The organism is Accumulibacter sp., assembly GCF_023806625.1.
Classification (GTDB): domain Bacteria; phylum Pseudomonadota; class Gammaproteobacteria; order Burkholderiales; family Rhodocyclaceae; genus Accumulibacter.
On the sequence record NZ_JAMTDX010000008.1, the window covers coordinates 21,672 to 33,825 of the forward strand.

Here is a 12,154-nt window from a genome sequence, read left to right on the forward strand (position 1 = left end):
AGAATCCGCGCCGCTTGCGCTGGTCTGGGCCGTGCCGCCGGCATCCCTGCCCATGAGCCTGCGCGACCGGCCAACAACCCGATAACAGGGAGTTCGATCCGATGTCCGAAGAGGGCCAGTTCTTCCGCCCGGTGAAGGACTTCTGTCAGCGATCGGTGACCACCTGCGGACCCGACGAAGCCCTCGTCGATGTCGCGCGCGTGATGCGCGAGAGGAACATCTCGAGCGTCGTCGTCTGCGAGAACAGACTGCCGACCGGCATCATGACCGACCGCGACCTGCGCAACAAGGTCGTGGCCAGCGGCGCTGATCCATCGTCGCTGGCCGTCCGCCAGATCATGAACAGTCCGCTATCAGTCATCGGCGAGGACGACCTGCTCTACGAGGCGCTCTACCGGATGTCCCGCGAGAAGATCCACCGCCTGGCGGTCGTGGACGGCAAGGGCGAACTCGCCGGGATCATCACCGACAGCGACATCATCCGTTTGCAGTCACGCTCGCCCCATCAGCTGATCCTCGACATCGAGCGAACGCGCAACCTCGACGAGCTGAAAGTCGTCTATTCGAGGATCCAGAGCCTCGTCCTGCACCTCGGAGGATCCGGGACGAGCACTCGCGACATGGTGCGCATGATCGCTCACCTCAACGACCAGATTCTGCTGCGGCTGATCGCCCTGCTGCGCGACGACCGCTTTGCCGACCTGCCCGAGCGCTTTGCCTTCGTCGTTCTCGGCAGCGAGGGAAGGGGCGAGCAGACGCTGCTCACCGATCAGGACAACGCGATCGTCTACGGTGACGAACTCGGCAGCGCGGAGATCGCACGCATCGAAGCTTTCTCGCAGGAGCTGATCGACTCGCTGGCGACGATCGGCATCCCGCCCTGCTCGGGCGGAATCATGGCCAACAACAAGGAATGGCGGAGAAGCCTCGGCAAGTGGCGCGACCAGATCGACCGCTGGCTGCGGTCTCCGACGCCGAACCATGTGCTGAGCTGCGGGACTTTCATGGACATCCGCACGATCTACGGCGACCCGTCGTTCGAGCACGAGCTCAAGACCCAGCTCTACAGGCACGTGCAGCGCGACAAGCTGTTCCTGATGCGCATGGTCGAAAACACGCTGAACTTTGCTCCGCCGATCGGCTGGTTCGGCAGGATCAAGGGCGAGAAGGACGGCGAGCATTCCGGGATGCTCGAAATCAAGAAGGCGGGCATCTTCGCCATCTCGGAGGGGGTCAAGGCCCTGGCCATCCAGGCCGGCAGGCTGATGGGCAGCACCCATCAGCGCCTCGAAGCACTGGTCAAGGACAAGGTGGTCAACCGCAAGACCGCCGACATGGTCGCCGACAGCTACGACTTCCTCGTCCTGATGCGCCTGCGCGGCCAGTTCGAAGAGGTGCGCGAAGGGCGCAAGCCGGACAACTACATCCCGCTCGAACGACTGACGATGATGGAGCTTGGCCGGCTACAGCTCGCGCTCAAGGGTGTGGAGAAGTTCCAGGAGTTCATCAAGGGCCACTTCAGCCTGCACCTGCTGCGCTGAACCCGCGTGATGCGGCCGGTTGCCGCCAGCCGTAATCGCTGCTGGACCTGCCGTGAAGCGCTGGTCGGCCCAAGACGTTGTCAATGGAACTGCTGCGCGGCCAATCTGCTGTGTTGCTCACTCGCTCCCCCCACGGCCGGCTTCGGACCGGTGGGCACGATCCGCACCGACGCGCTGGCGTGCCGGCTCATCTCAGGTGGGTGCTGAACCACGCGCTGACCTCATGCACCGCCTGGTCCCAGTCACGCGGGTCGAGCATGTGCCCCGCGCCGCGGATCTCGCGGTATTTCACGAACTCCCGGCCACTCCGGGAATGCGAAGCGAGCTCTTCGTGCATGGCTCTGGCCGCCGCCGGCGGCACGACATCGTCGCATTCGGCGGTGATCGAGAGCAGCGCGGGGAGAAGTCCCGGGCGCGGCGGCGGTCCGCCTCCGGCAGCGGACCACGCCGGCGAGCCGAGCAGCGCTGCGGCCACCCGGATCCGGCAGTCCGCAGCAATCGCACCATAGACGATGCAAGCGCCCATCGACACGCCGCCGACGGCGATGCGTTGCGCGTCGGCGTTCTGCGGCAAGCCATCGATGATCGCCGGCACTTCGGCTACTGTCTGCGCGATGAGCGAGAGAAACAGCCGATGCCTCTGCTCGGGCGGACCCGCGAGGCACTGTTCGAAGTCGACGAGCCGGCGCTCACCGTGGCCCGCCGCATCGACTCCGATCGCCAGAAATCCCGCGTCCGCGAAGAGCTCGAGCTCCGGCCGGTGGGTTCCCTTGTCGGCCGTGAATCCGTGGAACCACAAGACGACCGGCCGCGGCCCGCTGCTCGCAGTGCGCCAGGCGAGCAGCGCCGGCGCTGGCCCGACAGGCCGGTTTTCGAATCGGATCATCATTGCCTCACCTCAACCCGACGGAGACGTCGTTCTGATCGCGTCGGGGCAAGCCCGACGATCGGCCGCAGAGTGACCCGCAGGCACTCTGGCCACTACCGGTAGCCATCGTCGCACATCCGGAGAGATCGATCCACAGCGCTACCGGCGATTCCCGCTGACGATCGCGCAACCGCCTGGCTACGGCTGCATCATCGCCTGCCAAGCCTCGGCGCAATGGTTCAACTGGCGGGGCCGCCAGCGTTCTTCCCGGGCTTCCGGAAGCCTCGTCACCCGCCGCCGCGGCAAACCGAAGCCCGCCGGCATCCCCGGCAAACCCGGCGACGCGAACGGTAGACGGATCCGGTTGGCGCGAAACGACGCCGCTCATAGAATAGCGGGCTGTCGTCACGCCGGCGCGACGACAACCCAGCCCACCGGCTTTCCCTGTTCAGGAGGATCGCCATGAGTCGACCCCGCGTCTTCGCCATCGACGGCCTCGTTCCGGTCGTCGATCCGAGCGCCTACGTCCATCCTGCCGCGGTGCTGATCGGCGACGTGATCGTCGGTCCCGACTGCTACGTCGGCCCGTGCGCCAGCCTGCGCGGCGACTTCGGCCGTCTGGTTCTCGAACGTGGGGTGAACGTCCAGGATACCTGCGTGATGCACGGCTTCCCGGGAACCGACACGGTGATTGAAGAGGACGGACACATCGGCCACGGTGCGGTGCTCCACGGCTGCCGTGTCGGCCGAAACGCACTGGTCGGCATGAACGCCGTGCTCATGGACAACGCCATCCTCGGCGAGTCTTCGATCGTCGCGGCCTGCGCGTTCATCAAGGCGGGGATGGAGATCCCTCCGCGCTCGCTCGTCGCCGGAGTTCCCGCCCGGGTCATCCGGGCGCTCAGTGACCAGGAGATCGCCTGGAAGATCGAAGGCACGCGGACCTATCAGCAGCTGACCCGCCGGTCGCTGGCCACTGTTCACGAGACCGAGGCGCTGACGGCCGTCGAACCGGGACGTCGACGTTTCGACTTTCCTGGCGTCCAGCCGCTGATCGAACTCAGGAAACAGTCGTCGAACGGCACGTGAAGCGCTGGGGCCGCTGACCTGCGGCTCTGCGGCAGCGGCCGACGATCAGCGAGCGCCGTCGTCCTCAAGTGGCGCCAGCGGCAGGCTGAGGGTGAACACCGCCCCGCCTCGCTCGCCGTTGGCCACTTCGAGCCGCCCACGATGGCGTTCCACGATCCCGTAGCTGATCGACAGACCCAGCCCGGTCCCCTGCCCGAAGGGCTTGGTGGTGAAGAACGGGTCGAAGAGACGCGAAAGATCCTCTTCGGCGATGCCTGGCCCGTTGTCGGCGAAGCGCAGGCAGGCCACACTGTCGCCGGCCTCGCAGCTGATCGTGAGTTGCGGCGGAGCACTGGCCGACGCCGCGTCGCACGCATTGTGCACGAGGTTCATGACCACCTGCTGCATCTGGCCCGCAGAGCCGACGACCGGCAACTCCTTCGGCAGGTCGAGGTGCACCTGGAACTGGCCGGGCCCCGAGCGCGTCACCCAGCGCACGGCCCGATCGACGACCTCGGACAAATTGAAGCGTTCATTGCCTTGGCGATCGATCGCCGCGAAACGCTTGAGCCCATCGACGATATCGCGCGTACGCTCGGCACCCTCGCTCATTCCGTCGAGCAGCGGCGGCAGGTCGGCGAGCATCGCGTCGATGCGCAGTTCCCTGCGCAAGGCTTCCACTTCAGGCGAGCGCGCGCAGCTCTCGCCATGCACCGCGGCCAGATACTTGCCGATTCGCCCGGCGTAGCGTCGCAGCGCGAGCACGTTGCCGAGAACGAAGCTGATCGGATTGTTGAGTTCGTGCGCCACTCCGGCGACCAGGCGGCCCAGCGAGGCGAGCTTCTCGGCCTGCACGAGCTGCTGCTGCGCGCATTTGAGCTCTTCGTGCGCCTGGCTCAGCGCCTGATACGCGCGCCGCAATTCACCAACCGGCCGGCCAGTGAGGACCAGCCCGACAAACTTGCCGGTGGCCGAGAGGCGCGGCGTGCAGTTCAGCGACACGGGCAACGGACTGCCGTCGCGTCCGCTGAACAGCACCTCGCAGTCCTGAACCTCGGCCGGACGAGTGGCTGAAAAGAATTCTCGCGCACGTTGCCGCGAAGCCTCGTCGGCAAGCAGTTCGCCGAGTGGCTGACCGCGCAGCGCCTGCTCGTCCCGGCCAATGAAGCGCTGCAGCGAATCGTTGACCTCGACGATCACCCCATGACGGTTGCAGACGATCAGGATGTCGGACATCGACGCGAGAACACTCTCGATGAAGCGCTGGGAGTCCTCGAGCGCGGCGTTCTTGCGCTCGAGGACCACCTCGTACTGCAGGAGGTCGTTGTAAACCTCATCCATCTTCCGGATGACCTCGACCCAGACGCCCTCGTCCACGCTCTCGATTCCCGACTGCCTTTCGCTCAATGAGTCGGCGTCGATCAGTGGGTGGCGGGCAATCCGCCTGTCCGAAGCTCTTGAACCGGTCATCAGCCAACTCTCCGAGATCAATGCGTGGCGATCTTCGTCGGCCGGTCCGGGATGCTGATCGCGCGTGCCACGACAATACGCCGCCGTCTACCAAGCGGTCGCCGGCCACCGGCCGCAAGCGAGCGATGCTCGGCCGTCGCGCGGATCGTAAGAGCATTCGACCCGACGTGCAACGCAGGCCTCCGTGCACACGGACGGCCAACCCGGAGCGTCCGCGGCGACTGGCCTCGCGCTGTGTGCCCGCGCTGGCGATCCTGCCTTGCCGCCCGGCGCAGGGGGCAAGGCACCGCTCGGCGCAGTGGTAAGCCGCTTTCCAGTTGCTCGAGCCAACGGAAAGCCGGTTAGCCTGCAGAGCGCCAGCCCCGATCTGCATCTGCCTGTTTTTTCTCGCCTTGCACTAATGGCATGTTTCTTGTATGCGCTCTTGGCAGTCAGTTCGCGAGCGCACCGTGAACTGCCTCCGGAAAGCTGCCGGGCACAGGCGGTCGAACGAAAACAGAGGGGACATCAAGATGGCCAATACCAGTCTGCTGAAGCTGGAGGGGGATCCGCTCATCACCGCGGCGAGCAGGCGACTCGACATGCCTCGTCGGGATTTTCTGCAGTTCTGTGCCACGCTGGCCGCGACCCTCGGTCTTCCTCAGGGAGCGGACGCTGCGGTCGCCGAGGCCGTAGCCGGCAAGAAGCGCCCGTCGGTGATCTGGCTTCATTTCCAGGAGTGCACCGGCTGCTCCGAGTCGATGCTCCGCGCCGAGCATCCGACGCTCGAGAGGCTGATCCTCGACGTCATCTCGCTCGACTACCACGAAACCCTCTTCGCCGCCGCCGGACACCAGGCCGAACAGGCGCGCAAGACGGCGATGGCCGCGAACCGGGGGGCCTACGTGCTGGTCGTCGAGGGGGCCATCCCGACGCGTGACGGCGGCATCTACTGCAAGGTCGGCGGCCAGACGGCGATCGAATTGACCAGGGAGTGCGCCGCCGACGCCGCGGCAATCATCGCCATCGGCTCGTGTGCGAGTTGGGGAGGCATGCCCTCGACCGACCCGAATCCGACCGGTTCTTCGGGCGTAGCAGCCGTTCTCGGCAAACCCGTGGTGACCATTCCCGGATGCCCGCCGAATCCCTACAACTTCCTGTCCACCGTCGTGCACTTCCTGACCTTCGGCAGCCTGCCGCCGGTGGACGACCTCGGTCGGCCGAGGTTCGCCTATTCGCGTCTGATCCACGAGAACTGCGAGCGCCGCGCACACTTCGATGCGGGACGTTTCGCGATCGAATTCGGCGACGAAGGGCACCGGCGCGGCTACTGCCTGTACAAGCTCGGCTGCAAGGGCCCCGAAACCTACGCCAACTGCCCGACCGTGCTGTTTGGCGACGCCGGCGCCGGTACCTGGCCGGTCGGCTGTGGCTGTCCGTGCATCGGCTGCACGGAGCAAGGGGTGGGCTTCGCCAAACCCATCCATATGCTCGCCAAGGTCAGGAACATCGAGCCACCGCAACAGTATCCACGGATCGTCGAAGACAAGGGCGTCGGTGCGACGCTCGGTTCGGCCGCGCTGCTTGCCGCTGTCGCCGGTGCTGCGGCCGGTGGCGCGGCGATGATCGCCCGCAATCTCGGTCTCTCGCACAAGGCCGAGGAAGCCGAACGAGCGCGGCTGGCCAGAGAGAAGGAGGAACTCAGAGATGGTCAATAGCCGTTCTGACGCGACGCGAGTCGAACCCTCGCGGCGCGAGTTTCTGAGGAGCATCGTCGGCGCGGCTGGCGCAGCCGCGGCCGGCACGGTCAGCACGACAGCCAGCGCCCGCGACACCTATCAGCGCCCCCCCGAAGCACTCGGGCTGCTCTATGACGCGACGCTGTGCATCGGCTGCAAGGCCTGTGTCGCGGCATGCAAGAGAGCCAACGAGAATCCGCCGGAATTCTCGACGGCCGACGAGCTCTGGGACACACCGCTCGACACCAGTGGCAAGACCTTCAACATCATCAAGATGTACCGCAACGGCACGATGGCCACGAAGGACGCCGAGATCGACGGCTACGCGTTCATGAAGACCTCGTGCATGCACTGCGCCGATCCCTCGTGCGTTTCGGCGTGCCCGGTAACGGCGATGACCAAGGATCCGAAGACAGGCGTCGTCGCCTACGACCCGGAGGCCTGCGTCGGCTGCCGCTACTGCGTCGTCGCCTGCCCGTTCGGCATTCCCAAGTACCAGTACGATTCGCCGACCGGCAAGATCGGCAAGTGCGAACTGTGCCGCAATCGCAAGGACAAGCCTGGGTCCTATTCGGCCTGCGCCGAGGTCTGCCCAACCGGCGCGACGCTTTACGGACGGACCGCCGACCTGCTCGTCGAAGCGAAGCGACGCCTCGCACTCGAACCCGGAACGCTGACCACCTTCCCGCGCGGCCGGCTCGGTGACGGTCCCGATCAGGGCTACGAAGGCCACGTCGGCAAGTACCTCCAGCACGTCTACGGAGAAACCGAGTACGGTGGCACCCAGGTGCTCAAGCTCTCGGCCGTCGACTTCGAGAAGGTCGGCATGCCCTACCTGCCGCCGAAATCGTCGGCCTCGTTGTCCGAGACGATCCAGCACACGCTCTACGGATGGCTGATCATGCCGGCACTCGTGCTCGGCGGGATGACCGCAATCGCCTGGCGCAACGTCCCACGCGACGCCGAAGCCGGCGACGAGGCGAAGAAGGGGGAAGACTCATGAGCGCCGGACACGAAGCACGACCGGCGCCGGTGGGCGGCAGCCTGTTCAATGCCACGACACTCGTCTGCGGGGTGCTGATCGCGATCATGGCCAGCGTGGTTGTCGTCCGGCTGTTTTTCGGTCTGGCCTCGGTCACCAACCTCAACGACGGCTATTCGTGGGGCATCTGGGTGGTCGGCGACGTGTTCATCGGCTCGGCGCTGGCCTGCGGCGGCTTCTCGGTCGCCCTGCTCGTGTACATCTTCAACCGGGGCGAGTACCACCCGCTGGTTCGTCCGGCGCTGCTCGGCAGTCTGTTCGGCTACACGCTGGCCGGAGCGGCGATCACTTTCGACCTCGGGCGCTGGTGGAACTTCTGGCACATCTTCTGGCCGGGCTACTTCAACGTCAATTCGGTGATGTTCGAGGTCGCCGCGTGCATCACCTTGTACATCCTGGTCATGTGGATCGAGTTCTCGCCGGTCTTCCTCGAGAAGCTCGGGCTGCACGATGCCCGGCGCAAGCTGTCGAAGGTCCTGTTCATCTTCATCGCCCTGGGCATCGTCCTGCCGATGATGCATCAGGCCTCGCTCGGGACGATGCTCGTGGTCATGGGTGACCAGGTCAGCCCGCTCTGGCAGACGCCGATCCTGCCGCTGATCTACCTGCTCTCGGCGATCATCATGGGCTACGGGGTCGTGCTCTTCGAATCCTGCGTCGCCGCGTCGGCTTACCGCCGCCAGATCGAGGTCCCGCTGCTCAATCCGCTGGCCCACGTCCTGCTCGGCGTCATGGCGCTCTACCTCGTCGCGCGCTTCGCCGATCTGATCATCCGCGGCGCTCTCCCACAGGCCTTCAGGCTGAACTTCGTCGCGCTTTCGTTCTGGGTCGAGAACCTCAGCTTCGTCGCGCCGTTCTTCCTGATCGGTACGGCCGAGGCGCGGCGGAACCCGGCACGGCTGTTCCTCGCCGGAATCGCGGTGATGCTCAGCGGCATCCTGTTGCGCCTCAATGGCTTCCTGATCGGCTTCGACACCGGGCCGGGCTGGAGCTATTTCCCCTCGGTTCCCGAGTTGCTGGTCACCCTGGGCATTTTCGCCGCCGAAGTCTATGGCTACATCTACATCACCCGCCGCTTCCCCGTGCTGCCGCGCGAGGACGGCGAAGCCTTGCCTGCACGCGGCTGACGCGCCATCGAGGAGACAAGACCATGTCGCAAAGAGTCACGATTGATCCGGTGACGCGAATCGAAGGTCACCTGCGTGTCGATGTCCAGGTCGACGGGGGCAAGGTCAGCAAGGCCTGGGCGTCCGGCCAGATGTGGCGCGGCGTCGAAAACATTCTCGTCGGACGGGATCCGCGCGACGCCTGGGCGATCACCCAGCGGATCTGCGGCGTGTGCACGACCGTACACGCGATCGCCTCGGTGCGCGCCGTCGAGAACGCGCTGCAGCTCGAGATCCCGGTCAATGCGCAATACATCCGCAACATGATCATCCTGGCGCACGCCGTCCACGATCACATCGTCCATTTCTATCACCTCTCGGCCCTCGACTGGGTCGACGTGACCAGCGCACTCCAGGCCGACCCGGCGAAGGCGGCGAGCATCGCCGAGAGCCTGTCGAACTGGCCGGGAAACAACAAGGCCGAGTTCGCGCGGGTCAAGGAGCGTCTCGCCGGCTTCGTCGGTACCGGCCAGCTGGGCATCTTCACCAACGGGTACTGGGGGCATCCGGCGATGAAGCTCCCGCCGGAAGTCAACCTGATCGCCGTCGCCCATTATCTCCAGGCACTCGAAGTCCAGAGGCACGCCAACAAGGTGGTCAGCATCCTGGGCAGCAAGACGCCACACATCCAGAACGTCGCTGTCGGCGGAGTCGCCAACGCCCTGGCGACCGACTCGCAATCGGTGCTGACCGTCGAGCGCCTGCTCGCGGTCAGGAACTGGATCGACCAGCTCGCCGACTTCGTCAAGCACGTCTATCTCGTTGACGTCGCCGTCGTCGGCGGTTTCTATCCGGAATGGACAGCGATCGGACGCGGTATCGTCGACTACCTGGCTGTTCCGGACATCCCGCTCGACGGAATGAATACGAGCTTTGCCCTGCCCGGCGGACACATCGCCGGTGGCGACCCGGCCAGTTTCAAGGAAATCCGGACGCACAACGACGCCTACTTCAGGGACGGTGTCGCCGAGTCGGTCAAACACTCGTGGTACGAGGGCGGCAAGGGCCCGCTCCACCCCTACAAGGGAGAAACGCGACCGCAGTACACCGACTTCCAGGAAGGTGGCAAGTACTCCTGGCTCAAGTCCCCGACCTTCTACGAAAAGCCGATGCAGGTCGGCCCGCTGCCGAGGGTCCTGGCGATGGTCGCCGCGGGACACCAGCCGACGATCGATTACGCGACGCAGGCGCTCGATCTCGTTTCCAGCGTCGCCAAGACCAAGGTCGGTCTCGAAGCGCTGCATTCGACGATCGGCCGCCACGCCGCGCGGGCCGTCGCCTGCGCCGTCGAGGTCGACGAACTCGGCCGGCAATGGGATCTGCTGCTCGCGAGCATGGCCCGGGGAGACCTGCGGACCTTCAACAAGCCGCAGTTCCCTAAGGGCGAGGTCTCTGGAGTCGGGATTCACGAGGCGCCCAGAGGCGTGCTGTCGCACTGGATCGTCATCGACAACGGAAAGATCAGGAACTACCAGTGCGTCGTCCCGACGACCTGGAATGCGGCCCCGCGCAACGAAAGGGACGAGCCGGGCGCGTATGAGGCGTGTCTCGCCGGCACGCCGGTTGCCATACCCGATCAGCCCCTCGAAGTCCTGCGCACGGTCCATTCGTTCGACCCCTGCCTGGCCTGCGCGGTCCATGTCGTCGACCGGCAGGCGCGGGCTGCAGTCCGCGTCAGCGCAGTATGAAAAGAGTACCGACGTCCTGGCGGTGGCACATGGCCGCCGACGGGCAAGCGGCCGCGCAGCCGGCGATTGCCCGACCTTTGCCCTAGCACCCGGTCGAGCATGCGCGTCCTCATCCTGGGCGTCGGCAATGTCCTGCTCAGCGACGAAGGGCTCGGCGTACGCCTCGTCGAACGCCTGCCCTCAGTGTGCGCCCTGCCCAGCACTGTCGAGGTCCTCGACGGGGGAACCTCTGGTATGGAGATGCTCGAGCAGCTCGAGGATCTCGATGCTCTGATCCTCGTCGACGCCATTCGCTCAGGCAGGCGCCCCGGGACACCGATCCGGCTTGCCGGCGACGAAGTGCCGACCTTCTTTGCGACCAAGCTTTCACCGCACCAGATCGGAATGAGCGACGTGCTGGCTACGCTGGAGCTGCTCGGCCGATCGCCGAAATCCACGGTGATCATCGGGCTGGAGCCCCGATCGCTGGCGCTCGGGACGACGCTGAGCCGGGAGATCGAAGCCGCGATGCCGAAGCTGCTCGACCTGGTGATCGCCGAACTGATCCGCCTGGGTGTCGACGTTTCCCGGCACCCGCAGGCCGTACGCTGAGCCGATGTGCCTGTCGATTCCGATGCAGCTGATCTCCCCCGATGGCCCCGACGGGCAGCTGGCGATCGCCGAACGCGGAAGCGGAGAAGACGCGCGACGCGAGCGAGTGAACATGATGCTCGTCGGCCCGCAACCCGTTGGCACATGGGTTCTGGTCTCGCTGGGCCTGGCCAGGGAAGTGCTCGATGACGCAGAGCGTGCGCTGATCGAGGAAGCCCTGCAGATGCTCGCCGAGAGCCTCGAGCCAGCTGACGAGCCCCGGCGGCGAGGCTTGGGCCGACCACACCTGGGAGCCGACCTGCCCGAAAACGATGGCCATGATCATTGACCTTCGCGGCTTCGCCCATCGCCGGAGACGGAGCGCGACTACTCCGGAAGCCACCAGTAGTCCGGCTGCTCACCTCGAGGCGATGTATCTGCGCCGGTGGACGACGCGCATTCGCGAGCTGCCGTTCGTCAACCTCGCCCTGTCGGTCGAGACCATAGGCTTCCGGCGCTGGTCGAGGGTCAGCACGCCATCCGGCCCCGGGGCGGCTCCGCCACGATTGGCGGGAACCGCCGAATGGAGTCTTCCTGGCGACGGAGACTGGCTTGGTTCGGTCGTCACGCCATGGCTGATCAGCCTCGTGCTGGTCCCGGGGAGCGCAAGGGCATGGCCTGTGCTGGGATCCGGAGACCGTTGCCGTCTGGTCTTTCCGGTCGGCCCGCTCGACTTCATCTTCGACCAGGACGCGACGGCCGAAGTCCCCGAGATCCTTTACTGTCCGCTCTTCTCACCGCCAGGCCAGTTTGGCTCGCAGGCGGCAGCGCGCGCCGCGGCGGCGGCCGCTCTCGAAGCCCTGTGCCGGTCTCCGGGCCCGCCGGCCAGCGGCCGATCCGCCGGAACGGACGCCGCTGACCCCAGGCTATCGCGGCGATCCTTCCTGCGCCGGATGGTCGGCAGTCGGGAAGGCGATCCGACAGGCAGGCGAGTGGACGCAGAGAGCGAACGGCGCTGAAGGC

The 12,154-nt window shown here is 66.0% G+C and carries 11 protein-coding genes; 9 read left to right on the plus strand and 2 right to left on the minus strand.

Going from position 1 to position 12,154, the window contains the following annotated elements; translation table 11 throughout:
- The first annotated feature begins 101 nt into the window (after window positions 1-101).
- Window positions 102-1,541: a DUF294 nucleotidyltransferase-like domain-containing protein gene (locus NFW05_RS01290; RefSeq protein ID WP_295302089.1), complete on the plus strand. Its 1,440-nt coding sequence runs from the start codon at window positions 102-104 to the stop codon at window positions 1,539-1,541.
- Between the two features lie 187 nt (window positions 1,542-1,728).
- Here NFW05_RS01290 and NFW05_RS01295 read toward each other — a convergent pair whose 3' ends face one another.
- Window positions 1,729-2,430, minus strand: a complete 702-nt coding sequence (locus NFW05_RS01295; protein ID WP_295302090.1) for an alpha/beta hydrolase — start codon at window positions 2,428-2,430, stop codon at window positions 1,729-1,731.
- Between the two features lie 441 nt (window positions 2,431-2,871).
- On the opposite strand from NFW05_RS01295, the gene paaY reads away from it, so the two are divergent.
- Complete coding sequence (paaY, locus tag NFW05_RS01300; RefSeq protein ID WP_295302092.1) at window positions 2,872-3,498, plus strand: phenylacetic acid degradation protein PaaY; 627 nt, start codon at window positions 2,872-2,874, stop codon at window positions 3,496-3,498.
- 45 nt (window positions 3,499-3,543) lie between these two features.
- Here paaY and NFW05_RS01305 read toward each other — a convergent pair whose 3' ends face one another.
- Entirely contained in the window at window positions 3,544-4,947 is a 1,404-nt protein-coding gene (locus NFW05_RS01305; protein ID WP_295302094.1) for an ATP-binding protein, read from the minus strand.
- Window positions 4,948-5,459: 512 nt separating this feature from the next.
- On the opposite strand from NFW05_RS01305, the gene NFW05_RS01310 reads away from it, so the two are divergent.
- From NFW05_RS01310 to hybE, 7 genes are all read left to right on the plus strand, one after another.
- Window positions 5,460-6,644: a hydrogenase small subunit gene (locus NFW05_RS01310; protein ID WP_295302096.1), complete on the plus strand. Its 1,185-nt coding sequence runs from the start codon at window positions 5,460-5,462 to the stop codon at window positions 6,642-6,644.
- Window positions 6,634-7,668, plus strand: a complete 1,035-nt coding sequence (gene hybA, locus NFW05_RS01315) for a hydrogenase 2 operon protein HybA (protein WP_295302097.1) — start codon at window positions 6,634-6,636, stop codon at window positions 7,666-7,668. The genes NFW05_RS01310 and hybA overlap by 11 nt, the downstream gene beginning before the upstream one ends.
- Window positions 7,665-8,834 carry a Ni/Fe-hydrogenase cytochrome b subunit gene (hybB, locus tag NFW05_RS01320; protein WP_295302099.1) on the plus strand — a complete coding sequence of 390 codons (1,170 nt, stop codon included), beginning with the start codon at window positions 7,665-7,667 and terminating at the stop codon, window positions 8,832-8,834. The genes hybA and hybB overlap by 4 nt, the downstream gene beginning before the upstream one ends.
- A gap of 23 nt (window positions 8,835-8,857) precedes the next feature.
- Window positions 8,858-10,561: a nickel-dependent hydrogenase large subunit gene (locus NFW05_RS01325; RefSeq protein WP_295302101.1), complete on the plus strand. Its 1,704-nt coding sequence runs from the start codon at window positions 8,858-8,860 to the stop codon at window positions 10,559-10,561.
- 99 nt (window positions 10,562-10,660) lie between these two features.
- A complete protein-coding gene (locus tag NFW05_RS01330; RefSeq protein ID WP_295302103.1) occupies window positions 10,661-11,152 on the plus strand; it encodes a HyaD/HybD family hydrogenase maturation endopeptidase in 492 nt (163 codons plus the stop codon).
- A 4-nt stretch (window positions 11,153-11,156) separates the two neighbouring features.
- Window positions 11,157-11,480: a HypC/HybG/HupF family hydrogenase formation chaperone gene (locus tag NFW05_RS01335; RefSeq protein ID WP_295302104.1), complete on the plus strand. Its 324-nt coding sequence runs from the start codon at window positions 11,157-11,159 to the stop codon at window positions 11,478-11,480.
- Window positions 11,470-12,150, plus strand: a complete 681-nt coding sequence (gene hybE / locus NFW05_RS01340; RefSeq protein WP_295302106.1) for a [NiFe]-hydrogenase assembly chaperone HybE — start codon at window positions 11,470-11,472, stop codon at window positions 12,148-12,150. The genes NFW05_RS01335 and hybE overlap by 11 nt, the downstream gene beginning before the upstream one ends.
- Window positions 12,151-12,154: the final 4 nt, after the last annotated feature.